This window comes from Flavobacterium terrisoli, assembly GCF_030167905.1.
GTDB lineage: Bacteria > Bacteroidota > Bacteroidia > Flavobacteriales > Flavobacteriaceae > Flavobacterium > Flavobacterium terrisoli.
Map to the genome: position 1 here is coordinate 158827 of NZ_JARGNA010000010.1, position 25736 is coordinate 184562.

Below are 25736 nucleotides of genomic sequence, written 5' to 3' on the forward strand. Positions count from 1 at the left end.
TTACTTTCGAATGCTGTCATGTACCTGCACATGAACCCCATTATTCCACAACGTTAAAATATCGGTTGCCACAGCAGCGCCACTTCCGGCGGCAATGGTCAATTGGCTTCTCCAACCGGCCAAAGTTCCGGTTACATAAATGCCTTCGGTTACTTTGTGATCGGTGTTTTTAAGCTGGATTCTATTTTTCTCGGGAATGACTTTTTGGTGCGGCATTACATAGTCATCCAAGCCTTCAATCGTAAAAGGGTTTCCGGCACCGATGCCGATAACTACAATTTTGGCCTGATAAATTTTCTGGTTGGTTGTAACGGTGAAATTTCCGGCTTCGCCTTCAATTTTCATTACTTTTTCATTGGGAATTTGTTGAACGTGCGGATAGGTATTGTGTAAATGCTCAACGCTGTACATTAAAAGTTCCGATCCCAATGTTCCGGCATGAATGCCATAAGCATTATGAAATATGGCATCCTGGAGTGAAGAGGCTTTTTGGTGGGCAATGATGCCAATTTTTTTATCAGCGGCAAAAGGTTTGTTTTTGGCTGAGCCTAAAATCAGAGCACAAGACATGCCCGAAACACCACCGCCAATTATCAAAACATCATACATAAATGGGAAAATTAAAGGTTATAAAATGACAAATTCCAAAAGTCCAAAATCAAAATAAAAAGTCTCAAAATATTTTGATTTTGCTTCCGAAGTTCGGAATTCCTTTTGGAATTTGAAAAATCCTTAGTTTTTCAGCTTGTCTTCGATTTTCTTTGACATTCTAAAAATCAAAAGGATCAGAACCGCACAAAAAGAAGCGGCGATACCGATTAAAGCCACCATGCTATCCCCGGCTAATGGGTTATTGAAATCCAATAAATAAATATTTAATATAATCAGGGCAATAGCAAGAAATATAAGTATGTTGGTGAAAATCTTCATGTAATAAATTTATGGGGCAAAAATACTAATTTTTGGGGTTATGCAAATAGTCCTTTAACATTAGCCGCAAATAATTTAACAGCAATGGCGAGTAAAACCACACCGAAAACCTTTCTGATAATGCTCAGCCCGTTTTTACTAAGCATTTTTTCAATTTTGGAAGAAGATTTAAGGACCAGATAGACCAAAATAATATTTAAAAAAATAGCTACAATAATGTTGACAGATTGGAATTCGGCACGCAATGAAAGCAAAGTCGTCATCGTTCCTGCACCGGCAATCAAGGGAAAGGCAATCGGGACAATAGAAGCGGAATTGGCTTCTTCGTCCCTATACAATCGAATCCCGAGTATCATTTCAAGTGCCAGAAAGAACAATACAAACGAACCTGCAACGGCAAATGAATTGGCATCAATCCCAATTAATTTCAGGATTTCTTCACCCACAAAAAGAAATGCAATCATGATTCCGGCCGAAACCAAAGAGGCTTTCTCAGATTGAATGTGGCCAAACTTTGTCCTCAAATCGATAATCACCGGAATGCTTCCAACGATATCAATCACGGCAAAAAGTACCATCGTGGCTGTCGCTATTTCTCTAAAGTCTAAATTCATGATATTTATTTTTTGCAAAATTAGGTTTTTAATGATTCACTTAAGCCAATTTCATTTGTACTTTTGCATCCCGAAGTATCGGAATTAAAATCAGACCATGTTTCAGTTAGGCAAAACCATAGTATCCGAAGATATCCTCGAAAAAGATTTTGTGTGCAATCTTTCGGCTTGTCACGGCGCTTGTTGTGTGGATGGCGATGCCGGTGCGCCATTGACCCAGGAGGAAACCAAAATCCTGGAAGAAATTTATCCAAAAGTAAAACCATTTCTGCGCAAAGAAGGCATTGAAGCCATCGAAGCACAAGGCGTTTGGGTTGTGGGCACCGATCAGGATTTGGAAACACCATTGATTGACAATAAAGATTGTGCCTATGTGATTTTTGATGGGAAAACCGCACTTTGTGGTATTGAGCAAGCGTATAACCAAGGCATTATCACCTGGAAAAAACCGGTTTCCTGTCATTTATACCCAATTCGCGTTAAAGATTTCAGCGAATTTGCCGCGGTGAATTATGACCGTTGGGACATTTGCAGTCCGGCCTGTTCTCTCGGAAAAGAATTGGAAGTACCGGTTTACAAATTTGTCAAAGAAGCTTTGATTCGGAAATTTGGTTCAGCATGGTATGCCGAATTGGAAAAAGTAGCCGAAGAGTTGAAAAATGGAAAGTAAACAATAAAAAAAAACCGAAATCAAATGATTTCGGTTTTTTTTGTGGAGAATACCGGATTCGAACCGGTCACCTCTTGCCTGCCAGGCAAGCGCTCTAGCCAAATGAGCTAATCCCCCGTTTTTTGGAGAGGACAAATATACTTATTTTAGTTTTATTTGTACAAATTATACTTAAGATAAATTTTTATTAAATTAATGTGAATTATTTTTAGTAAACTTGCATAATTTTTAACAAACCGTAAACTAAACAACTACAATCATTTATGAAAAAAATTACACTCCTATTGACATTTCTTTTAGTGTCTGTTATTTCCGAAGCACAAATTATCGCTTCACAAAACTTCAATACTTCCCTTGGCTGGACTTCAAGCACTGCAGGTGCATGGGCTAGAAGAACCACTGGCGGCGCTCCTGCTTGTTCGCCTTTTTCCGGTACAGGTATGGCTCGTTTTAATTCTTACGATTTGGCTGCCGGAACCACTGCAAGATTAACTTCGCCTGCAATAGCTTTTGCTGGTGCAACTTACAGGGTAAAATTTAAAATGTTCAGGGACAACGCTTATGCAGGTGATGCTGATAGCGTGAAATTGTATTACAATACTACCGGTGGTGCTGGTGGAACATTGTTTGGGACTGTGAATCGTTCCAGATCATTAGCTCCAACTGAAACTGAAGATGGATGGTACTCTTATTCTTTTGATATCCCTGGAACACCTAATGGTAATGGATACATTCACTTTTTAGGAACTTCACAGTATGGAAACAATATATTTATTGACGAGATTACTATTGAACAAATTCCTGCTATCGATGGAGAATTAAGATTGATGAATGTAAATTCATATGTGCCTGTTGCGGCTACCTCTGTTTCGGGATCATTTAAAAATTCAGGATCTACAACAGTAACTTCTTTTGAAGCAAACTGGCAAGCTGATTCAGGAACCATTTACACACAAACATTCAGCGGTTTGAACATCGCTGCCGGACAAACCTATAATTTCACACAAACTGATTTATGGAATACCACACCGGGACTTTATTCTTTAAAACTTTGGATTAGCAATATTAATAATGCCGGGAATGATGCTGACGCGACAAATAATTTAATTACAAAACCAGTTTCTGTATACAGCAATACTTCAACCCGTTTTGCTCTTTATGAAAAATTCTCAAGTTCAACTTGTGGTCCATGTTATTCTTTTAACACCAATAGTTTTAATAATTTCTTAGCCGCTCATGAAGAAGAGTTCGCATTCATTAGCTATCAGGTAAACTGGCCTGGAGCAGGAGATCCTTATTATACAACGGAAACAGGAACAAGAGTAGGTTACTATGGAATTAGTGGTGCACCAACATTATTGGTTGACTCAAAAGACGGTACAAACAATGAGGTAACCGGTAATTTCAACTCTAGTACAGAATTGGCAACCAAATTGACTCAGGCAACTGCTGTTCCTTCTTATTTTACTATCGCGGCTTCAAAAACTTTAACCGGAAGCACCATGGATGTTCAGGTGGCTGTTACTCCATTTGTTACAGGAACCTATAAATTATATGCAGCGGTTGTAGAAAAAAACACCTACAACAATGTTGCGTCAAATGGTGAAAATGAATTTCACAATGTAATGATGAAAATGATGCCTGATGCTAATGGAACTACACTTTCCTGCGTTCATGATGTAGTATCGGTAACTAATTTACAAGTAGATTTAAGCGCTACAAATATCGAAGAATTATCAGATTTGGAAGTTGTTGTATTTGTTCAAAATCCGGCTACTAAAGCAATCATGCAGGCAAAATATGCTTCAGATGAGGCATTGGCAACACCTGACTTCAGTACGGTTTCGAAAATCAAATTGTATCCAAATCCATCAACCGGAATCGTTAGAATCTCGACAGACATTCCTGTTGACATTCAAATTACAGATGTTACAGGTAAACAAGTTTTAACTGTTTCTCAAGCTACAAGCGAGACTGTTATTGATTTATCAGCGATGCAAAATGGCGTATACTTTGCCAAAATTACTGGCGAAAACGCTACAAAAACACAAAAAATCTTATTACAATAATACCTATGGGCAGGAAATTCAATTGAATTTCCTGCCTTATTAAAACAACACTATCATGAAGAGAATTTTACCTTTAGTTTTCATTTTTATCGGAATTACAAGTTATTCCCAAATTTCCTTATCAAGACACAATGGAACTCCAATTACAGACGGTCAGGTAATTGCATTTAATACCATTGCTTTTCCTGCTGCCGAAATGGATTTTTATGTTAGAAATTTATCTACTACTACAACTACCAATGTAAAAGCAATTTGCGAATCATTGGTAAACACCGACGGAAGCGGCTTTGAGTTTTGTTTTGGAAACGAATGCCTTTCTTATGTTGAAGAAGGAGAAAGATATCCAAGCACACCTGTAGTATTGGGTCCAAATGGCGTAAATGGAGATTTTGACCATTTCCTGAATACCACTGCCGGTGCCGGCACTCAGGACTATGTTTTCAGATTTTATCAAATCAACGGAAGTGGTGTTGAAGTTGGCAATTCAATTACGATGACTTACAGATATGATGCTACTTTATCTGTTGATGACATCAATCAATTGGAAACTTCAGGCGTAATCGTTAAATCTACTTTGGTTAGCAATGAATTGTCTTTAGACGTTCTTACTCCAAGCCAAATGGATATGTTTGATATAACAGGGAAATTGGTAAACAACAAAAAATTGCAATACGGATTGCAAACGGTTAACGTTTCAAATCTAAGCCGTGGTGTTTATGTTTTGAAATTCACTTCTGCGGAAGGAAGAGTTTCTACCAAAAAAATCTTGAAGGATTAATTCTTCATACTGTTTTATAAAAAAGGCTCCAAAATTTGGAGCCTTTTTTATTATAATGAATTGATCCAGTCTTCTATGAGTTCGACTCCTTCATCATGCCTTATGGTTCTTCCTAATGGCGGCATCATATAGAAATTATCCGTTTCTGTATTGACTCTGTAATGAAGTATCGATTGGCCAACATTATTTCGATAAACGATTTTCCCAACATATCCTGCCAAGGAATGCTCAGCTGGCATTCCAACACCCATATTCTCTATATCTGTCGTTAAATTAAAGGCAAACCTTAAACCAAAGTGATCCGCTTCGCCATCATCTTTGTGACAATGGGCACAATTGACATCGAAATAGGAACGCACTCTCAAATCTAAGGGTTTAGACGCATCTTTATAATCAACAACGGCTGTAATGCTGTTTGGCAAATTATCTTCCAAATAACCAAACTGAATTAGTTTTTTCAATTGGTTTTTTGTTCCATTGGCATAACTAAAGTTGCTGTTCAGATTTTGAGGCTTTATCCCGATAGGCGTTGCGCCACCGCTCAATAAGCCGTGACATCTGTTACAATCAACCATTGCTGACGGAATCCTGTAATTTATACTTCTGATTACATCATTTTCATCGCGCCAGGAAACTGCCGTTTCAGAACCCGCTATGGTTAAAAAAGCTTCTGTTTGTTCATCATTCCACACATATTCCACAAAAATCCATCCGTCATTTTGGCGAATCATAAGCCTTGTTTCGATTATTCTCGTGGTATTCCCGGGCTGAACATTATTGTAATAGAAATTTTTGATAAGCGCTGATCCAACCGGAAGGTTTAGTACATTTCCGTCGCCGTCATAAGTCGCTTTGAGTCCGTTTGGCAACCAAATAAAACGCTTCTTTTGGGCATAATCAGAAAAGAGCTCACTGATTGGTTTATAGGGCAAAACACCATAGGAAGGCTTTTGATCTTTTAAATCGCCCTCAAAAAAATGGTAATCCGAAAGCTTAGGATAAGGAACCTCATTCAGGTTTAACTCAACCGGCGATACTTGTATAGGGGTATAATCGTCTTTATTACAAGAAATAAAAAAACACAAAATTCCCAGTAAAAAAAGTCCCTTTATGTTTTTTAAATTTTTCATTTTAGAAAGAGGTGTTTAGTGATAACGACACTCCGGAACTTTCAGGAACATTTCTGCAAACACCACCTACACAAACTAGTCCTCCGCGTTGTCTGCCATAACTCAAAGCAATTCGGGTAGAATTTTTTCTGAAAGCTCCGCCTAAATTGTAGTAATGATTTTGCTGGTATTCTAAATCGTTGCCATAATTATACAAATCAGTTACATAGCATGACCATTTAGAGTTGATGTTGAACTCAACCGTTGAAGCAGCCCAATTTTTCTTGTCGTAATCTGCCCACATGTGCTCTCCAACAACACGTAAAGAGCGTATTGCTGTAAATTTATAAGTTGCTTCTGCCGCCAAAACATTGGTACGTATCTCGCCGTCTGTTCCTTCAACCATTTTTTTGTTATAATATTGATTGATATAACTAAAAGCGGATTGCCATTTGTTGTTCCATTTTTTGGTAATCTCAATATTGTAATCGGTGTAATATCTTTTTCCAAAACTCAGGAAATCGGTCTCATAATTCTGCGGATTAAAAATATAGTATGTACCGCTCAAAGCATTCCAGTTAGAACAGTTGAAAGCGATTTTCATTCCGTTTTTCCCGCCAAGTGCTGTTCCTTTCTTTATATCATAAAAAACATCAATCTGTCCGCCAATTTCACCTGCTTTGACCAAATCCTGATCGGCTAAAAATACGCTTGGTTGTGCCTGATACACATAAATGTTGGCCAAATTATAATGCTGTTGTTTGGTCAAACTCGGAATAAAATTCATTATCCTGTCATTAAACTCATTGCCTTTAGCGCCTCTTTCAGAAAAGAAACTCATGTTTTCCAATCTTCTGAAAGTCGCATCAATACCAAATCCCTTTTTGGAATACCCGGTGTTAAGAAGCAAAGCGCTTCCCGGTTTTACCAATCGGTTGTTTACCTGATTGGTCACCTGAACAACGGCGTCCTCTGATTTATAATTCATTTCAGTAGAAGCATAAAACGAATTGTGGGTGAAGTTTATTCTTCCGGCGACGCCATAAGTCAGATTATTGAAATCCTGTACCGGGAGATTTGTTTTTTCATCTCTTCCAACATAAGAAAACCCTAGAGTCAAATCTGAAGTCTGGAATTTGAAAATTGTTTTTAAATCAAACTCTAAATCCGCTCCATAAATGTCGCTTCTGGCTACATCAAAACCGGTTCTTTGTCTTCCGTAAAGGGTTTTTATGGTAATATAATTTACCGGTTTGAAGATTATTCTTCCACCGCGCAAAGCATTATTTATGCCCAATGCTCTGTCTTCCCAGCTTCTCAACAATAATCCGCTTCCAAACTGCTCATAAAAATACCCCGCTGTGATATCAATTTTCTCTGTTTTAAATTGAACAAAATATGTTGCCACATTGGTTCCGTTGTACTTTGGGTTCATGTTTAGCAAAGCGTTTTGCTCATAACTTTCCCCTTGGATTCCGGCGGACCAGTTTTTGTATTTATAATTCAGAAACAGGTAATTGTTAGACCTAACCGGATCTTCAGGATGTACGGTTGGATTATTGAACTCATCTTTCAGTCCTTTGTCGTTCAGATACCATTGGGCATTCGATTCGAATCCGCCAGAGAAAACACCACTGTTTTGTGAAAATGAAATGACAGGTAATAATAGGAAAAGAAAATAAATTGCTTTTTTCATTTATTTGAGTGATTTTAATTTTTCAAGCAATTCGACTTCATTTCCGGGCACATATCCATTTTGAACATGTACAATTTTATTGTTTTTTACAACTATGGTATACGGAACGTTTACGATGGACAGCGCTCTTTTCAAATCCTGATTGGAATCCAGGAGTATGGCAAAATTCCATTCTTTTCCGCTGGTTAATGGCTTTACTCTTTTTTGTGTTCTTGAATCATCGATAGAGATTGCGACAACTTCAAAATTCACATCTTTTTTCCATTCATTTTGCACATCATTGATTTCATCCAACTCATTGATGCAAGGTGTGCACCAGGTTGCCCAAAAAGAAAAAACATACAACTTGTCTTTCTCGGAATAATCTTTGGTTAGTGATACTTTTTTCCCTTCTAAGTTGGCAAGGGTAACATCGGGTAGATTGGTCTGCGCATTTAAATTTAATCCTATTAAAAATGCGCAAATAATAAATTTAGTCATGGTTTGGTAGTTATTTTGCACAAATAAATGAATAATGCGATAGAATATGAAATTTTTTTCATTTTTTTGCATTACAATGTTCATTTTGAAACGAATAATTATGAAAAAATCAATTTACCTAAGCTTATTCTTCCTTTCAGCCCTTTTCATCTCTTGTGGTGATACTAACGTAGTTGAAAATATTCCTGACGGTGGTGTAGATGCTCCGCCTATTGCCGGCTATTTCAAAAAAAGAGTTTTGATTGAAGATTATACCGGTACATGGTGTGGAAACTGTACCCGTGTGGCTTATGCCATTGATCAGGTAAAAGCCCAAAGTGATAAAGTGGTTACGGTTGCCATTCACAACGGGAATGACCCTTATCATTTTGAAGGCATTGCACCGCTTAAAAATTTAATTTCTCCCGATTATCCATTGGCTTTGCCGGTTTCCCGATTGAATAGAATGAACGTTTGGACATTCCCTGAACCAACCAACACACAGGAAGCTATAGATTTAACCGGAAACAATTCAGGTTTAGGTCTTGCCATGAGCTCAACCATTGAAAACGGAATGGTGAACCTTGATGTAAACATGAAATTCGCCTTGAATTTTTCTAATTTGAAATTGGTGGTTTATTTATTGGAGGACAATCTTGTATACATGCAACGCAATTATACTACTTATTATGATGCCGTAAATCCTATTCCGGCCTATACGCACAATCATGTATTAAGAAGCTCAATGACCGATATTCTTGGAGATGCCATCACCGAAAACACAACGGCAGGAAGCACCGTAACAAAGCATTTTTCTATTCCGGTTCCGGCGAATGTGGCCAATGCCGCCAACATTAATTTTGTGGCGTTCCTTGTAGGCAATGACAATGTTGCAATAAACGCAAGAGCTGCTGAAGCAAATGAAGAACAGGAATTTGAAGAAAATCCATAATATTTAATTTGAAAAATAAAAGGTTGCTCAAAAGGCAACCTTCTTTTTTTGCGTAAATTTGTATAAACTTTTTAAAATGGCAGACGTTACAAATGGAAATATCAGCGTTGATATTCAAGACAAAATTGCGACAATAACCTTTAGTCATCCGGCAAGCAATTCATTCCCAGGCGATTTATTGCAGAAGCTGACCGATGAGTTAAACTCCTTGAGCAGCAACGCCGATGTCAATGTGGTTATCCTGCAAAGCGAAGGCAAAACGTTTTGCGCCGGCGCTTCATTTGATGAACTGCTTTCCATCTCCGATTTTAAAACCGGTACAACATTCTTTTCGGGTTTTGCCAATGTAATTAATGCGATGCGCAAATGTTCCAAAATCATTATTGGGAAAATTCAGGGAAAAGCGGTTGGCGGCGGCGTTGGTTTGGCTTCGGCCTGTGATTATGCTTTTGCCTATCAGGATGCTTCTGTCAAGTTATCCGAAATTGCCATCGGTATCGGTCCGTTTGTGATTGAACCGGCGGTTTCCCGAAAAATCGGAAAGACCGCGATGGCTGAGTTGACATTGCAACCCAATCATTGGCAAACGGCTGATTGGGCTTTGGCAAAAGGCTTGTTTGCTGATATTTTTGACAGCTATGGCGAACTAGACGAAGCGACTTTAGCTTTCGCCAAAAAATTGGCCAGCTACAATCCGGAAGCATTGACGGAACTCAAAAAAGTGTTCTGGGAAGGTACCGAAAACTGGGATGAATTGTTATATGAAAGAGCAGCCATCTCAGGCAAATTAGTGCTTTCTGATTTTACCAAAAACGCGTTAAGCGAAATTAAAAAGTAAGTATCTTTGTGGCGTAAAAAATTCTTTCATGAGTAACATCAGAATCACCAAACAATTTTCTTTCGAAACCGGACATGCGTTGTATGGCTATGACGGCAAATGCAAAAATGTACACGGGCACAGCTATAAATTGTCGGTGACTGTGATTGGCCAACCTATTGCCGATACTTCCAATGTGAAATTCGGAATGGTAATTGACTTCTCTGATTTGAAAAAAATTGTGAAAGAAGAAATTGTGGATATTTTCGACCACGCTACCGTTTTCAATAAAAATACGCCGCATGTTGAATTGGCTGCCGAATTAAAATCGCGTGGGCATCATGTGATTTTGGTGGATTACCAACCGACGAGCGAAAATATGGTTACGGATTTTGCCCAAAAAATAAAAAAACGTTTGCCAAAGGACATTCTTTTGCATTCGCTAAAACTTCAGGAAACCGAAACTTCTTTTGCCGAATGGTACGCTTCGGATAATCTATAATCGACATTCATGCAGATTTCTCCCAACAAAAAAATCTATTTTGCTTCCGACCAACATCTTGGCGCGCCAACGCCCGAGTTGAGTTTTCCGCGGGAACAAAAGTTTGTAAAATGGCTGGATGAAGTCAAAAAAGATGCCGATGCCATTTTCCTGTTAGGGGATTTGTTTGATTTTTGGTTTGAATACAAAACCGTGGTACCAAAAGGCTTTGTTCGTGTTTTGGGCAAATTGGCCGAAATTCGCGACAGCGGTATTCCGATTTACTTTTTTGTAGGCAACCATGATTTGTGGATGAATGATTATTTCCAAACCGAACTCAACATTCCAGTATATCACGACAATCAGGAATTTACCTTTAATGACAAAACGTTTTTAATCGGTCACGGTGACGGAAAAGGACCGGGTGACAAAGGGTACAAACGGATGAAAAAAGTATTTACAAGTCCGTTTTCAAAATGGCTTTACCGCTGGCTGCATCCGGATATCGGAGTGAAATTGGCACAATACCTATCGGTGAAAAACAAATTAATTTCCGGCGATGCCGATGTAAAATTCCTGGGCGAAGAAAACGAATGGCTGGTACAATATGCCAAACGCAAACTCGAAACCAAACATTACAACTATCTTATTTTTGGACACAGGCATCTTCCGATGGTCATTAAAGTAGGCGAAAACTCCGAATATGTAAATCTGGGCGACTGGATTGGGTATTTTACTTATGGCGTTTTTGATGGAAAGAATTTTGAGTTGAAGGAGTATTAAAATGAGATTTTTTATACTATGCTTGTCTCTTTTAACTTTTTTGAGCAATGCTCAAGAAGAATCATCGATAGATACTTTGACAATTAATTGTGATTCTATTTATTCTAAAAAAGGGCTTTCCATTTCACACATTATAAACAAAAAGGAGAATCAAGACGGTTATTCCGGCGAAAAAAACTCGGTCTTTATTTTTCGAAAATCTGAAAAAGAGATTTTTAGAGATGCTATTTTCAGCACTGTTCAGGAAATTAATTTTAAAGATTTCAATAATGATAATGTCAAAGACATTCTAATCCAGAATACATCAGATGTTAGAAGCAATTGGACTTATATTTTATATTTAGTTAATCCAAAAGATTATACATTAACCAAAGTCAAAGGTTTTGATGAAATCAAAAATCCAACTTATAATACAGAATACGATATTGTTGAAGGTTCTGCTGTTTCAGGGCGTGACTATACTTCTTTCTATAAAATTATAAAAAATCGCATTTATGATTATGAGATAATCATTTATGATGACCATGGAGAAGATGACAATTATGACAAAGCATATAACAAAGCCATAAAGGAAATTCTAAGAAAAAACAAAAACTTTCCAAATAAATAAATGGGTTCTATTGCTTTTTCAAATCCTTCAACCGCAGCTGTACCGTAATAGTGCCGTTGAATTCATTCTCATCAATGCAATACACAGCATCAAACAGGTTTTGATTTTTGACCAAATCTAATTTCTTTCCTAATCCAAAACCAATAGCCCCAAAACCATCTGAATTATTTTGTTTGACAAATAATTTCAAATGGGCTTCATCAGCACCAATCCCTTTGGCGTAGCCGGTATCTTTTAACCCTTTTGTCATAAAGACCGGTGTCATATTTTGTGGCCCAAAAGGTTCAAACTGGTTCAAAATCCGAATCAGTTTTTCATTGATGTCGATGAGGTTGATTTCGGCATCGACACAGATTTCAGGCGTCAATAAATCGGGATGAATCGTTTCTTCTACTTTTCTCTCAAAAGCTTCCTTAAACGCGGCATAATTTTCTTCTTTCAATGTCATTCCGGCAGCATACATATGTCCGCCAAATTGTTCCAAATGTTGCGCACAAGCTTCGAGTGCATTGTAAATATCAAAATTTTTTACCGAACGGGCTGATGCTGCCAATTTATCGCCACTTTTGGTAAAAACAATCGTCGGGCGATAATACGTTTCCGTCAACCGCGACGCGACAATGCCTATTACCCCTTTATGCCAATTTTTGTCATAAACCACGGTAGTGAATTTATCCGTTTCCTGGTTTATCTCTATTTGATCTAAGGCTTCAGTAGTAATTTGCTTGTCCAAATCTTTTCGGTCACTGTTATGCTGTTCAATTTCAGAGGCGAAAATCTCAGCTTGGTCTAAATCGTATTCCGTTAGCAAAGCCACTGCTTCATTGCCGTGCTTGATTCTTCCTGCCGCGTTGATTCTTGGCGCAATGATAAAAACGACATCGGTAATCGTCAAGACTTTTTTCTTTATATTCTGAACCAAAGCCTTAATTCCCGGACGCGGATTGGCGTTGATGACTTCCAAACCAAACTTAGCCAAGGTCCGGTTTTCACCCGTAATCGGAACTATATCGGCAGCAATGGCGGTGGCCACCAAATCTAAATAAGGAACCAAATCTTCAATCGTTTGGTTTCTGTTTTGTGCCAAAGCCTGAATCAATTTAAACCCTACGCCACAACCACACAATTCGTCATAAGGATAATCACAATCTTCTCTTTTGGGATCGAGAACGGCCACGGCTTCGGGTAAAAATTCACCCGGGCGATGGTGATCACAAATGATAAAATCGATGTTTTTGTTTTTGGCGTAAGCCACATGGTCAATCGATTTGATGCCGCAATCCAAAGCAATAATCAGCGAACAACCGTTGTCGTCAGCATAGTCGATGCCTTTATACGAAATCCCATAACCTTCATCATAACGATCAGGAATATAAGTCGCGACATTGGGATAATAACTTTTGAGATAACTCGACATCAGCGAAACCGCTGTGGTTCCATCGACATCATAATCTCCAAAAACCAAAATATTTTCTCCATTGGCAATCGCTGTTTCAATTCGGGAAACTGCTTTGTCCATGTCTTTCATCAGATATGGATTGTGCAAATCTTCCAGACTCGGACGGAAAAACTGTCGTGCCTCGGCATAAGTTTCAATGCCTCTTTGCACCAAAAGCGTCGCAATCAATTCGTCCACTTTTAATTCAGTAGCCAAAGCTTTTACTTTTTTGGAATCGGGTTTGGGTTTAAGTGTCCAGCGCATTATGAATTACGAATTGAAAATTAGGAATTACGAAGTATATTCAACAAAAATAGGAAAAGAACAACAAGATATGCTGTAGTTTTTGTGTACATTTTATAAATAAAAACCAAAATAATATTCGCTACATTTGAATTATAAAAGTAAATAAAATGCAGATTCAAGGTCAGATTGTCGATATCGAAAACAAAAGAATTTATTCGGGTGAAGTAACTGTTGCCAATGGAAAGATTGTTTCCGTTACGGAGAAAAATCACGATGTCAAAAACTACATTCTTCCCGGATTTATTGATGCGCATATTCACATCGAAAGCTCGATGCTTGTGCCTTCTGAATTTGCTAAAATTGCCGTTTTGCATGGAACGGTTGGCACCATTTCCGATCCGCATGAGATTGCCAACGTACTCGGGAAAGCCGGTGTGCATTATATGATTGACAATGGCAAAAAAGTACCGTTGAAGTTTCATTTTGGCGCGCCATCTTGTGTTCCTGCTACGTTTTTTGAAACGGCCGGTGCCGTGATTGATTCGGAGCAAATCAAAGAACTCATGGCGTTGCCCGATATTTATTATTTGTCTGAAATGATGAATTATCCAGGCGTTTTGTTTGACGATGCAGAAGTCATGAAGAAAATTGCCTGGGCCAAACATTTCAACAAACCCGTTGACGGCCATGCGCCGGGATTGCGCGGCGAACCGATTAAAAAATACATTGCTGCCGGAATCACAACCGACCATGAATGTTTTACCCATGACGAAGCCGCCGAGAAATTATCGCTTGGGATGAAAGTTATTATCCGTGAAGGCAGCGCTGCCAAAAACTTTGAAGCCTTAATCGATTTGCTACCCGAAAATTACGAAAACATGATGTTCTGTTCGGATGACAAACATCCGGACGATTTGATTTTGGGACACATCAACCAACTTTGCGCCCGCGCTGTGGCTAAAGGCGTCGATATTTTCAAAATCCTGCAGGTCGCCTGCATCAATCCGGTGAAACATTATAAAATGGAAGTTGGCTTATTAAAACCCAATGATGCTGCGGATTTTATAGTCGTGGAAGATTTGATTCATTTCAATGTGAAACAAACGTATATCAATGGCGAATTGGTGGCCGAAAACGGTCAGTCATTTGTGCCACATGTCGAATTTGGCAAACCCAATAATTTTAATACCTCAGCCAAAGTTTTAAGCGATTTTGAGATTTCTTCTTCAGCCAAAACCATACGTGTCATCGAAGCTTTGGAAGGCCAATTGATTACCAATGAAATTCATCATAGTTCCTTTTTACAAAATGGAAAGCTGGTATCTGATACCGAAAATGACATCCTGAAAATGGCCGTGGTGAATCGTTATGAAAACGCACCGCCGGCTGTCGCTTTTATCAAAAATTTTGGACTAAAAAAAGGCGCGATTGCGAGTTCGGTAGCACACGACTGCCATAATATCGTGGTCGTTGGCGCTTCCGATGAAGAAATTTTGAGTGCGGTAAACCTCATCATCCAAAACACTGGTGGAATCTGTGCCGTAAACGGCTCCGATAAAAAATCGTTGGCTTTGCCCGTGGCCGGCATCATGAGTGACCAAAACGGTTGGGAAGCCGGACGTTTGTACCAGGAAATTGACGCAATGGCAAAAGATTTAGGCAGTAGTTTAAAAGCCCCGTTTATGACGCTTTCGTTTATGGCGTTATTGGTGATTCCCGATTTGAAATTATCGGATAAGGGTTTGTTCAGTGGAAACAGTTTTTCTTTTGTGGATTTGGAAGTTTGAAAAAGCACATAGAATATAGAAAAGACAATTCGGAAAGTCTATTTTCTATATTCTATTCTCTTTTTTAGCTACGCTCAGTTCGGCTTTGCCTCGGGTCTTTTAGTGAAATTTTTCCACCAACCACAGCCACGATTTCTCCTTTGGGTGGTTTGGTTTCAAAGTGTTTCAAGACCTCAGCGGCAGTTCCGCGAATGGTTTCTTCGTGTAGCTTGGATAATTCCCTGGAAACCGAAACCGGTCGGTCAGCGCCAAAATACTGTACAAATTCGGTTAACGTTTTGACCAATTTGTGTGGCGACACATAAAAAATCATCGTTCTGCTTTCTTCGGCTAACGCCACATATCTTGTTTGCCTGCCTTTTTTTTCGGGTAAAAAGCCTTCGAAGACGAATCGGTCATTGGGCAAACCACTGTTGACCAACGCCGGTACAAATGCGGTAGCACCGGGCAAACAATCGACTTCAATATGATTCTCCACACAAGCGCGTGTCAGCAAAAATCCGGGGTCCGAAATCGCGGGCGTTCCGGCATCGCTAATCAAGGCAATCGATTCTCCGGCCTGCAAACGCTTCACCAAATTCTCCACGGTTTTGTGTTCGTTGTACATATGATGACTGTGCATGTGCGTTGTAATCTCGAAATGTTTGAGGAGTTTTCCGCTGGTGCGTGTGTCTTCCGCCAAAATCAAATCAACTTCCTTCAAAACTTTTATCGCTCTGAAAGTCATGTCTTCTAAGTTGCCGATAGGCGTAGGAACAATGTATAGTTTGGACATTTAAGCGAATTTTTTCTCCACAACTTCCATAAAGCGCTCGATATATTCTTCTTTACCAACCCAGTAATTATAGTCGGGAATGACCATTTCGTTCAAAAAGTTTTTGGCTTCTTCCAAATCATCAAACGTATTCAATTGTGACAGTACGCGGTTAAAATCTTCGTTGCTTCCGCTAAAAAGATTATTGACAAAAGCCACTCTGTCATTGAGCCCGATTTCAATAGTCTTTGAAAAAGTGGTGTTTAATGAAGTTGTTTTAGGTTCGTCTACAGGCAATGCCGTTCTGATTTCTTCTCTCGTTTCCGCTGGAGTTTCAGTTGAAAAAAGCGATACTTCATTAGGCTTTACAAAAACAGGATCCACATAATTCTCGCCCAACAAATCCTCTAAGGCAACATGTTTGGTTTCCGGTTTCAGTTCTGAAGCGGTTTGCTTCGCCAGTTCGCTATCGCTCGGGTCGTCTTCCTCATCATCATCGTCACCCAGTTCAAAAATAGGTTTGAAAACAGGTTCTTCTTCCTCGGTTTCAGTTACAACCTCTTCTTCCGGTTCTTCTTCCAAAACAGGCTCGACCTCTTCTTCTGCTTCTTCTGAAACGATGTTTTCCTCTTCAGGTTCATTATCGCTTGTGTCTTCCGCTTCTTCAGTCTCCGGTTCAGCTTCAGCCACAACTTCAGCCACAGGTTCTTCAGTCGGTTTTACCTCAAAAACTACTTCTTTTGGCGTTTCATCCTCCAAATGTTGTGCTAATTTCTCTTCCAAAACCGCAGTTTCAACATCATCTTTTACCGATTCAAAATTGTCCTGGTAAAACTTTAAAACGGTCAGTGTTTCGTATAATTTTTGGGTTTCTTTATACAGTTGATCAACCTCCGATTTGTTTTTTAGTTTTAAAATTCGGTGTGCAATGCTGATTAATTCTGACTCTAATCTTTTTTTCATGTGTTTTGAAATTATATGGAATACGCTTGTATTTTTTGTTAATTTTCTTCCGTTCAATTTATTTAACCTTGGGAAGAAGTCACCTTAATTAAAATTTTTCTACATTTGAATCGACGTAAAAATAGAAAAAAATGATGTCGGTTTGTTTTCGTTACAAAGTAATAAAAACTATTCATTTTTAGCGCAAGAAAAATACAAAATGTTTCTCGAAAATACAGTAAATCATAAAGAACAATTTGGTTGGATTGAAGTCATCTGCGGATCGATGTTTTCGGGTAAAACAGAAGAACTCATCCGCCGATTAAAAAGGGCTCAATTTGCCAAACAAAAGGTCGAAATTTTCAAACCTTCCATCGATACACGCTACGATGAAGAAATGGTGGTTTCCCACAATAAAAACGAAATCCGTTCGACTCCCGTTCCGGCCGCTGCCAATATCCGAATTTTGGCGCAAGGCTGTGATGTAGTTGGTATTGACGAAGCCCAGTTTTTTGATGACGAAATCATAGCGGTTTGCAATGATTTGGCCAACTCCGGCATTCGCGTCATCGTGGCTGGTTTGGACATGGATTTTAAAGGCAATCCTTTTGGTCCGATGCCGGCGCTGATGGCCACGGCAGAATATGTAACCAAAGTGCACGCCGTTTGTACCCGAACCGGGAATTTAGCGCATTACAGTTTCCGAAAAAATGACAATGACAAATTGGTCATGCTCGGTGAAACCGAAGAATACGAACCCTTGAGCAGGGCTGCTTATTTCAATGCCATGCGTGAAAACATGGTGGTAAAAGACGCCGAAAATCTCTCTAAAGAAGAATAACCCTTTGACACTAACCCTACGAAATATCATCCCCATCATCAAGGCCAATTGGATCGGCCAAAATGATGTAGCCCTTATTGACGCGATTTCCATTGACAGTCGCTCGTTGCAAAATGGCGAAAACACTTTGTTTTTTGCGATTACCGGACCCAATAATGATGGCCACGCCTATATTGAAGAACTCATTGGAAAAGGTGTTCAGCATTTTGTGGTGACCAATATACCGGAAAGAGTAAACGGAAAAGCTGATTTTTTAGTCGTTGACAATACAGTCGATGCGTTGCAGAAATTAGCGGCTTATTACCGAAGTTTGTTCGAGTTTCCAATTATCGGAATCACGGGAAGCAATGGCAAAACCATCATCAAGGAATGGCTGAATTTCCTTTTGAGTCCAGATTACAATATCATCCGCAGCCCAAAGAGTTATAACTCACAGGTTGGCGTTCCGTTGTCGATTTTAGGCATCAATGAAAAACACAACCTCGGGATTTTTGAAGCCGGGATTTCGAAGATGAACGAAATGGAGAAACTCCAGAAAATAATCCGCCCGACAATTGGGATTTTGTCTAATATCGGTTCGGCGCACGATGAAGGTTTTCCAAGCGTTGCCGAAAAAATAAAAGAGAAATTAAAGCTGTTTACCTCGGTAAATGTTCTGATTTTGAACAAAAACAAAACCATCATTGCCTTCGTTAATCCAAAGATTAAAACCTTCTGTTGGTGTTCAGACGACAAAAGTGCCGATGTGTATATTACCAAGAAAAATATCGGTGACTTAACCGAATTACAAGTCACGTACCGCGAAGACACATTCCCGATTATCATTCCGTTTCAGGACCAGGCTTCGGTAGAAAATGCGATTCACTGTATGATGGTGATGCTTTATTTTGGTTACAACCACAAAGTTATCCAAACCAGAATGGCACAGTTGTATCCGGTGGAAATGCGCCTGAAAGTCAAAAACGGCATTTACAATTGTACACTAATCGACGACAGTTACAGTTCCGATTTCCAGTCTTTGAAAATAGCACTCGACTTTTTGGAACACCAAAAACAACACAAAAAGAAAACGATTATACTTTCCGATATTTTCCAAAGCGGACTGAATAATGAAGAACTATATTCACAGGTTTCGCAATTGATTATTTCGAATAAAATTACCCGTGTGATTGGCATTGGAGAAACCATTTCGCAGTATAAAAACAAATTCATCAACAGTGTTACTTTTAAAAATGTTGACGAATTTTCGAAGGCGTTCGACAGCCTGAATTTTGAAAACGAAACCATACTGATTAAAGGAGCGCGTGATTTTCATTTTGAAGAAATCGTCTCAATGCTCGAAGAGAAAACACACGAAACCGTATTGGAAATTAACCTCAACGCGGTCAGCCACAACCTGAATTTCTTCAAATCGAAATTGGCACCCAAAACCAAAATGATGGTCATGGTCAAGGCTTTTGGCTATGGTAACGGTGGATTTGAGATTGCCAAATTATTGGAACACCACAAAGTCGATTATCTCGGTGTGGCTTTCGCCGACGAAGGCATTTCGCTTAAAGGTTCGGGGATTACCGTTCCGATTATGGTGATGAATCCTGAAACAACGAGTTTCCCTGCTATTATTCAGCATCAGTTGGAACCCGAAATTTATTCGATTAAAGGCTTGAAAGCTTTTTTGAAAATTGCCGAACAAAAGAAATTAAAAAACTTCCCAATTCACCTCAAAATCGATACCGGAATGCACCGTTTGGGATTTCAGGAAGATAATTTGGGTGAATTGATTGATATCCTAAAAGGCAACGAAGCGGTCCAGATTAAAAGCGTGTTGTCGCATATGGCAACCAGTGATGATTTGAAACACGATGCTTTTGCCAAATCCCAAATTGCCTTGTTTGAAAAACTATCATCGCTATTGATATCCGAATTAAAAATCAAACCAATCCGCCATTTATTAAATACATCCGGCATCAGTAATTATCCCGATGCACAATACGATATGGTTCGCTTAGGCATTGGACTGTATGGTGTTTCCAACGATGAGGAAGAGCAAAAATACCTGGAAAATGTTGGTACTTTAAAATCCGTCATTTCCCAAATCAGAACGATTGGCCAGGGCGAAAGTGTAGGCTATGGCAGAAGATTTACAGCAGAAAGAGAAACCAAAGTGGCCACTATTCCAATTGGCTATGCCGATGGCATCCGCAGAAGTTGGGGCAATGGTGTAGGCTATGTAACCATCCAAAACAAACACGCAAAAATAATCGGTAGTGTCTGCATGGACATGTTGATGGTGGATGTAACCGACATTGATTGCAAAGAAGGTAATTCGGTCATTATTTTTGGTGAAAACCCATCAGTGAACTTTATCGCCAAGCAATTGAATACGATTCCATACGAAATTTTGACCAGTATTTCCCAAAGAGTAAAACGCGTATTTTTCAGGGAATAGCCATAAAAAAATCAAACTTGATATTTTTTTAATTAATTTAGTCTCACTATTAACCAATTAAAACAAATAAATTATGGGAATGATGTCAGAATTTAAAGAATTCATCGCAAAAGGAAATGCAATGGATTTAGCTGTCGGAGTTATTATTGGAGCAGCATTTGGTGCAATTGTAAACTCATTAGTATCGGATGTAATTACTCCTGCTTTATTAAATCCGGCCTTAAAAGCAGCTCAGGTTGAAAACTTAGCTGATTTAAAAACTGATAGTGGAATCCTTTACGGGAAGTTCCTGGCGGCTGTGATTAGTTTCTTAGTTATAGCCTTTGTTATCTTCATCATGGTAAAAGCACTTAACAGCATGAAGAAAAAAGAAGAAGCGGCTCCTGCAGCTCCTGCCGGTCCATCTCAGGAAGAATTGCTAACTCAAATCAGAGATTTATTGAAAAAATAATACCGCTACATTTATATATTCTCATTAAACCGCTCCTTAATTGGGGCGGTTTTTCTTTTCTTTCTGGGCCGATTTAAAATGCTGATTCTGAAAACCAAAGAAAACCAATTCCTCTTTCTGAATTCCGTAATTTTTATACTAAAAACTGAGGTAGAAGCAATTTTCTATATACTTTTGTGCTTTGAAAATTTAAACCTTTAAAAATTAATAAAATGAAAATTGCTGTTGTAGGCGCAACCGGTATGGTTGGCGAAGTGATGCTTCAAGTATTGGCGGAAAGAAATTTTCCCGTAACCGAATTAATTCCGGTAGCTTCTGAGAAATCTGTTGGTAAGGAAATTGAGTTTAAGGGTAAGAAATATAAGGTAGTTGGTTTACAGACAGCAGTAGACATGAAAGCAGACATCGCGTTATTTTCAGCAGGTGGCGAAACTTCTTTAGCCTGGGCACCAAAATTTGCTGAAGCGGGAACAACCGTTATCGACAATTCATCGGCATGGAGAATGGATCCGACCAAAAAATTAGTTGTTCCTGAAATCAATGCTTCTGAATTAACTTCAGCAGACAAAATCATAGCCAATCCAAACTGTTCAACCATTCAAATGGTAATGGTTTTGGCTCCTTTACATAAAAAATACAACATCAAACGTGTCGTTGTTTCTACATACCAATCCATTACCGGAACCGGTGTAAAAGCCGTTCAACAATTGGAAAATGAATATGCCGGCGTACAAGGTGACATGGCGTATAAGTACCAAATCCACCGCAATGCCATTCCACAATGCGACATTTTTGAGGAGAACGATTACACCAAAGAAGAAATGAAATTGGTTCGCGAAACCCAAAAAATCATTGGGGACAAATCGATTGCGGTAACTGCTACAGCGATTAGAATTCCGGTGGTTGGCGGTCACAGTGAAGCCGTAAATGTGGAATTTTCCAACGATTTTGATGTAAACGAAGTGCGAAACATTCTTCACCATACAGACGGTGTAACCGTTCAGGACAATACTGATACTTACACTTATCCGATGCCGTTATACGCACAAGGAAAAGACGATGTGTTTGTAGGCAGAATTCGTCGTGACGAAAGCCAGGCCAACTCATTGAACATGTGGATTGTGGCTGACAACTTAAGAAAAGGTGCAGCAACCAACACGATTCAGATTGCGGAATATTTAGTAGCCAATAATTTAGTGTAGACTCCCGCATTCGCGAGAGTGACAAAAAAGGTCCGTCCGGTTTTACAAATCCTAAAGTTTGTTAAAATCGGGCGGATTTTGTTTTGCAATACTTTACCTTTGCGATGATGAAAAGAAAGTTGCTTTTTACCAATGCGTTGATGGGACTGATGATATTGTTCGCAATATTCTTTCAGTCGATTCACTCTTTTGAGCATTTGGTCAAGCAATTTTCAGAAAAAAAATGCCATCATGTTTCCCACGGCCACAAAACCGAAATCACTCACGGTCATGATGGAATGGAGAAATGTTTTGTCTGCGAATTTGCCTTTAGCAGTTATACTCCAACGCCAATTATATCTTTCGGATTCCAAAAAACAGAAACGCCAACTTCTTATTCTGTTTTCTATTCCAAAGAAATTACCCAAAAATTCCGAGGCTCACTCTTTGCGCTTCGGGCGCCGCCGACTTTTATTGTATAAATAGTTTTTAAGCCAAAATCACTTTTGGCCAATATCCATTTACAATAAAACAACATATATGAAATCATTATATCTAATCCTGACTTTAGGATTATCACTCGTGGCTTCGGCCCAAAATAAAATAAGCGGAACGGTTTCCGACAAAGACAACAAACCGTTATCCAATGTCATTGTTTCCATCCCGGAAATTCACAAGGAAACCATTACCAATGACAGCGGGAATTATACCTTGAATAATTTGCCAACCGGAAATTTCAAAATCGTTTTTTCCTTTATTGGCTATACTACACAAACCATTTCGGTTACTATTGCCGAGAAGGAAACAGCGTTCAATATTACTTTGGAAGAAAGCATCACACACATGGATGAAGTGATTGTTTCGACTGCTTTTAACAAATTGCAATCCCAAAATGTGATGAAAGTCGAGCATCAAAGTTTAAAAGCACTACAGCAAAAAGGCGCTGCTACACTTATCGAAGGTTTGGCCACTATACCCGGCGTGTCACAAGTTTCTACCGGAACTTCTATTGGGAAACCGGTGATTCGCGGGTTGAGCGGGAATCGTGTTCTGGTGTATTCGCAAGGTGTTCGTTTGGAAAACCAACAGTTTGGCGAAGAACACGGCTTAGGCTTGAATGATGCCGGTGTAGAAAGTGTGGAAGTGATCAAAGGTCCGGCGTCATTGCTTTATGGTTCGGATGCTTTGGGCGGCGTGTTGTATTTCAATCCGGAGAAATTTGCCAATGCCGGTGACTTCAAAGTCGATTTTGGTCAAAGGTTTTTTTCGAATACTTTAGGGAGTAATTCCACTTTGGGTTTGAAAACTTCTACCGAACATTGGAAATTCTTAGTCCGCGGTAGCTATAATACCCATGGCGATTATCAAATTTCCGATGGCGACCGTGTGACCAATACGCGTTTTAATGAATCCGATTTGAAGGCCGGAATCGGTTACAGCAATTCGAGTTTTTCGAGTGTACTGCGTTATAATTTCAACCAATTGGATTTGGGCATTCCGGAAGAAGGCATCGCTGAACAATCAACTTCTCATTCCACTTTGTATCCAAAACAAGGCGTTGACAACCATATCTTGAGTTTACACAATACGTTCTATTTCAAAAATTCAAAAATGGATGCCGATTTGGGTTATATTTTCAATGACCGAAGCGAATTTGAAGATTCTGATCTCGCGGTTTTGCACATGAAATTGAAAACGCTGAACTATGATGTGAAATATTATTTGCCCAAATTCGGGAAGATTGAAACCATTGTTGGCGTTCAGGGAATGCATCAAACGAACACCAACTCCGGTGAGGAATTATTAATTCCCGATGCGGTAACGAATGACTTTGGGATTTTTGGAACTGCCAATTACGAATGGGGAAAAAATGTAATCCAGGCCGGATTGCGTTTTGACAACCGAAATGTTACGACGGAAAATCACGGCATTGTCGGAGAAGAAGGTTACTTTGAAGCGATTGACAAAAGCTTTGACAGCTTTAATGCATCTTTGGGCTACAAAACCAATTTGGCCGAAGACTTTACGTTGCGTTTGAATCTGGCTTCGGGTTTCCGTGCACCGAATTTGGCTGAATTGACTTCAAATGGTGTGCATGAAGGCAGCAACCGCTACGAAATTGGAAACGCCAATCTGAAAAACGAACAGAATTTCCAAACCGATTTGAATCTGGAATACAAAAGTTCGCACTTTGAATTGTTTGCCAACGGATTTTACAACCACATCAATGATTACATTTTTATTTCACCCAATGGCAACGTGATTGATGGCAATAATGTGTATGATTATGTTCAAGCCAATGCTCGATTGTATGGTGGCGAAGCCGGAATTCACTTCCATCCGCATCCTTTGGACTGGCTGCACTTGTACAGCAGTTTTGAAACCGTAACCGGTGAAAAAGACAATGGCGATAATTTGCCTTTGATTCCGGCGAACAAATGGAACAACACTTTCCGTGGCGAATTTGCGGTCAAAAACTGGTGGAAAGAAGGATTTGCCACCATTAATATCGAAAGCACTTTTGCACAAAACAATGCCGGAGAATTTGAAACCAAAACCAATGATTACACTTTGGTAAATTTGAGTTTGGGCGGAAAAATGACCATATTCAAATCGGTTTTCAACCTGAACCTGAATGCCAATAATGTTTTTGACAAAACCTATGTTTCGCATCTGTCGAGATTAAAATCGGATGGCATTCCGAATATAGGTCGGAATATTGTTTTGGGAATCAATTTTATGATATAAAAAATGCCCCGGTTGGGGCATTTTATTTTAGAATCTATTATCTCCGTCTATCATTCTACCTAAACCTCCAAGCAGACTTCCTTCTTCTCTGCCGCTGCCGCCACTTCTGGGTGCCGAAGCAATAATTCGGTCCGCCAATCGGCTAAAAGGTAGCGATTGTACGTAAACCGTTCCAGGTCCGCGAAGTGTTGCGAAAAACAAACCTTCGCCACCAAAAAGGGAATTCTTGATGCCGCCGATAAATTCGATATCATAATCGACATCTTTGGTAAATCCAACGAGGCAACCGGTATCGACTTTTAGCACTTCTCCTGAAGCCAATTCTTTCTTGGCCAAAGTTCCGCCGCTGTGGACAAAAGCCATGCCATCGCCTTCGATTTTTTGCATAATGAAACCTTCACCACCAAAAAGGCCACGTCCTAATTTTTTAGAAAACTCGATCCCAACTGCTACACCTTTGGCGGCACAAAGAAAAGAATCCTTTTGGCAAATGAATTTCCCTCCGAATTGGGTTAAATCTATCGGGAGAATTTTTCCCGGATAAGGTGAAGCAAAACAAGCCTTGCTTTTGGTATTATTTTGATTGATATAAGCGGTCATAAAAAGGCTTTCTCCGGTCAATACGCGTTTTCCGGCGGAGAGTAATTTGTCAAACAAACCTGAGGATTGTTGCTGTGAACCGTCTCCAAAAATGGTTTCCATCTTGATTCCGTTGTCCATCATCATAAAACTGCCTGCTTCGGCGATGACAATTTCCTGAGGATCGAGTTCTATTTCTACGTATTGCATTTCTTCACCATAAATGTGGTAATCTATTTCATGAGCTTGCATAGTTTGTATTTTTTAGTTGTACTGATTAGTAAAGTTATTTCAAAAATGTTACATCCATCGATTAAAATTCAAACAATATTGATAAATACCGATAATATGT

The 25736-nt window shown here is 39.2% G+C and carries 25 protein-coding genes and 1 tRNA gene; 15 read left to right on the forward strand and 11 right to left on the reverse strand.

Features of this window, described 5'->3' with window-relative positions; translation table 11 throughout:
* From P1K33_RS14825 to P1K33_RS14835, 3 genes are all read right to left on the reverse strand, one after another.
* Entirely contained in the window at positions 1-609 is a 609-nt protein-coding gene (locus tag P1K33_RS14825) for an FAD-dependent oxidoreductase (protein WP_284653772.1), read from the reverse strand.
* 123 nt (positions 610-732) lie between these two features.
* A complete protein-coding gene (locus P1K33_RS14830; protein WP_284653773.1) occupies positions 733-930 on the reverse strand; it encodes a hypothetical protein in 198 nt (65 codons plus the stop codon).
* A 38-nt stretch (positions 931-968) separates the two neighbouring features.
* Positions 969-1544, reverse strand: a complete 576-nt coding sequence (locus tag P1K33_RS14835; RefSeq protein WP_372508268.1) for a MarC family protein — start codon at positions 1542-1544, stop codon at positions 969-971.
* Positions 1545-1641: 97 nt separating this feature from the next.
* On the opposite strand from P1K33_RS14835, the gene P1K33_RS14840 reads away from it, so the two are divergent.
* Complete coding sequence (locus P1K33_RS14840; protein ID WP_284653774.1) at positions 1642-2214, forward strand: DUF3109 family protein; 573 nt, start codon at positions 1642-1644, stop codon at positions 2212-2214.
* A gap of 43 nt (positions 2215-2257) precedes the next feature.
* Here the strand turns inward: P1K33_RS14840 and P1K33_RS14845 are convergent.
* Positions 2258-2331: transfer RNA gene (locus tag P1K33_RS14845), tRNA-Ala, on the reverse strand.
* Positions 2332-2477: 146 nt separating this feature from the next.
* Here P1K33_RS14845 and P1K33_RS14850 point away from each other — a divergent pair.
* Both P1K33_RS14850 and P1K33_RS14855 read left to right on the forward strand, forming a co-directional pair.
* Positions 2478-4283: a T9SS type A sorting domain-containing protein gene (locus tag P1K33_RS14850; protein WP_284653775.1), complete on the forward strand. Its 1806-nt coding sequence runs from the start codon at positions 2478-2480 to the stop codon at positions 4281-4283.
* Positions 4284-4338: 55 nt separating this feature from the next.
* Positions 4339-5061, forward strand: coding sequence for a T9SS type A sorting domain-containing protein (locus tag P1K33_RS14855; RefSeq protein WP_284653776.1), 723 nt, complete (start codon positions 4339-4341; stop codon positions 5059-5061).
* 50 nt (positions 5062-5111) lie between these two features.
* Here the strand turns inward: P1K33_RS14855 and P1K33_RS14860 are convergent, their stop codons facing one another.
* From P1K33_RS14860 to P1K33_RS14870, 3 genes are read right to left on the reverse strand one after another with little or no spacing between them, the layout of a single operon-like run.
* Positions 5112-6191: a hypothetical protein gene (locus tag P1K33_RS14860; protein ID WP_284653777.1), complete on the reverse strand. Its 1080-nt coding sequence runs from the start codon at positions 6189-6191 to the stop codon at positions 5112-5114.
* A 1-nt stretch (position 6192) separates the two neighbouring features.
* A complete protein-coding gene (locus P1K33_RS14865) occupies positions 6193-7866 on the reverse strand; it encodes a DUF6029 family protein (protein WP_284653778.1) in 1674 nt (557 codons plus the stop codon).
* Positions 7867-8346 (reverse strand): peroxiredoxin family protein, encoded by a 480-nt coding sequence (locus tag P1K33_RS14870; RefSeq protein WP_284653779.1) that lies wholly within the window; start codon positions 8344-8346, stop codon positions 7867-7869.
* A gap of 100 nt (positions 8347-8446) precedes the next feature.
* On the opposite strand from P1K33_RS14870, the gene P1K33_RS14875 reads away from it, so the two are divergent.
* The 5 genes from P1K33_RS14875 to P1K33_RS14895 all read left to right on the forward strand — a co-directional run bounded on the left by P1K33_RS14875 (position 8447) and on the right by P1K33_RS14895 (position 11968).
* Positions 8447-9277, forward strand: coding sequence for an Omp28-related outer membrane protein (locus P1K33_RS14875; protein ID WP_284653780.1), 831 nt, complete (start codon positions 8447-8449; stop codon positions 9275-9277).
* A 76-nt stretch (positions 9278-9353) separates the two neighbouring features.
* Positions 9354-10115, forward strand: coding sequence for an enoyl-CoA hydratase/isomerase family protein (locus tag P1K33_RS14880; protein ID WP_284653781.1), 762 nt, complete (start codon positions 9354-9356; stop codon positions 10113-10115).
* A 28-nt stretch (positions 10116-10143) separates the two neighbouring features.
* Positions 10144-10596: a 6-pyruvoyl trahydropterin synthase family protein gene (locus P1K33_RS14885; RefSeq protein WP_284653782.1), complete on the forward strand. Its 453-nt coding sequence runs from the start codon at positions 10144-10146 to the stop codon at positions 10594-10596.
* Between the two features lie 9 nt (positions 10597-10605).
* Complete coding sequence (locus P1K33_RS14890) at positions 10606-11358, forward strand: UDP-2,3-diacylglucosamine diphosphatase (RefSeq protein WP_284653783.1); 753 nt, start codon at positions 10606-10608, stop codon at positions 11356-11358.
* A 1-nt stretch (position 11359) separates the two neighbouring features.
* Complete coding sequence (locus tag P1K33_RS14895) at positions 11360-11968, forward strand: XAC2610-related protein (protein WP_284653784.1); 609 nt, start codon at positions 11360-11362, stop codon at positions 11966-11968.
* Positions 11969-11975: 7 nt separating this feature from the next.
* Here the strand turns inward: P1K33_RS14895 and recJ are convergent, their stop codons facing one another.
* Positions 11976-13670 (reverse strand): single-stranded-DNA-specific exonuclease RecJ, encoded by a 1695-nt coding sequence (gene recJ, locus P1K33_RS14900; protein ID WP_284653785.1) that lies wholly within the window; start codon positions 13668-13670, stop codon positions 11976-11978.
* A 149-nt stretch (positions 13671-13819) separates the two neighbouring features.
* Here recJ and ade point away from each other — a divergent pair, with 149 nt between their 5' ends.
* Positions 13820-15439, forward strand: coding sequence for an adenine deaminase (ade, locus tag P1K33_RS14905; protein WP_284653786.1), 1620 nt, complete (start codon positions 13820-13822; stop codon positions 15437-15439).
* Positions 15440-15503: 64 nt separating this feature from the next.
* Here ade and rsmI read toward each other — a convergent pair whose 3' ends face one another.
* Together rsmI and P1K33_RS14915 are read right to left on the reverse strand one after the other, a co-directional pair.
* Positions 15504-16214, reverse strand: coding sequence for a 16S rRNA (cytidine(1402)-2'-O)-methyltransferase (rsmI, locus tag P1K33_RS14910; protein ID WP_284653787.1), 711 nt, complete (start codon positions 16212-16214; stop codon positions 15504-15506).
* A complete protein-coding gene (locus P1K33_RS14915; protein WP_284653788.1) occupies positions 16215-17156 on the reverse strand; it encodes a DUF8457 domain-containing protein in 942 nt (313 codons plus the stop codon).
* A 199-nt stretch (positions 17157-17355) separates the two neighbouring features.
* Here P1K33_RS14915 and P1K33_RS14920 point away from each other — a divergent pair, with 199 nt between their 5' ends.
* From P1K33_RS14920 to P1K33_RS14945, 6 genes are all read left to right on the forward strand, one after another.
* A complete protein-coding gene (locus P1K33_RS14920; protein WP_284653789.1) occupies positions 17356-17976 on the forward strand; it encodes a thymidine kinase in 621 nt (206 codons plus the stop codon).
* 4 nt (positions 17977-17980) lie between these two features.
* A complete protein-coding gene (locus P1K33_RS14925; protein ID WP_284653790.1) occupies positions 17981-20425 on the forward strand; it encodes a bifunctional UDP-N-acetylmuramoyl-tripeptide:D-alanyl-D-alanine ligase/alanine racemase in 2445 nt (814 codons plus the stop codon).
* Positions 20426-20498: 73 nt separating this feature from the next.
* On the forward strand, positions 20499-20876 hold the full coding sequence (mscL, locus tag P1K33_RS14930) for a large conductance mechanosensitive channel protein MscL (protein WP_284653791.1): 378 nt from the start codon (positions 20499-20501) through the stop codon (positions 20874-20876).
* Positions 20877-21088: 212 nt separating this feature from the next.
* The gene (locus P1K33_RS14935; RefSeq protein WP_284653792.1) at positions 21089-22078 is read left to right on the forward strand and encodes an aspartate-semialdehyde dehydrogenase; all 990 of its coding nucleotides are present in this window, start codon (positions 21089-21091) and stop codon (positions 22076-22078) included.
* 104 nt (positions 22079-22182) lie between these two features.
* Entirely contained in the window at positions 22183-22539 is a 357-nt protein-coding gene (locus P1K33_RS14940; protein ID WP_284653793.1) for a hypothetical protein, read from the forward strand.
* Between the two features lie 58 nt (positions 22540-22597).
* The gene (locus P1K33_RS14945; protein ID WP_284653794.1) at positions 22598-24805 is read left to right on the forward strand and encodes a TonB-dependent receptor; all 2208 of its coding nucleotides are present in this window, start codon (positions 22598-22600) and stop codon (positions 24803-24805) included.
* A 27-nt stretch (positions 24806-24832) separates the two neighbouring features.
* On the opposite strand, the gene P1K33_RS14950 is transcribed toward P1K33_RS14945, so the two are convergent.
* Complete coding sequence (locus P1K33_RS14950) at positions 24833-25636, reverse strand: TIGR00266 family protein (protein ID WP_284653795.1); 804 nt, start codon at positions 25634-25636, stop codon at positions 24833-24835.
* Positions 25637-25736 lie beyond the last annotated feature (100 nt).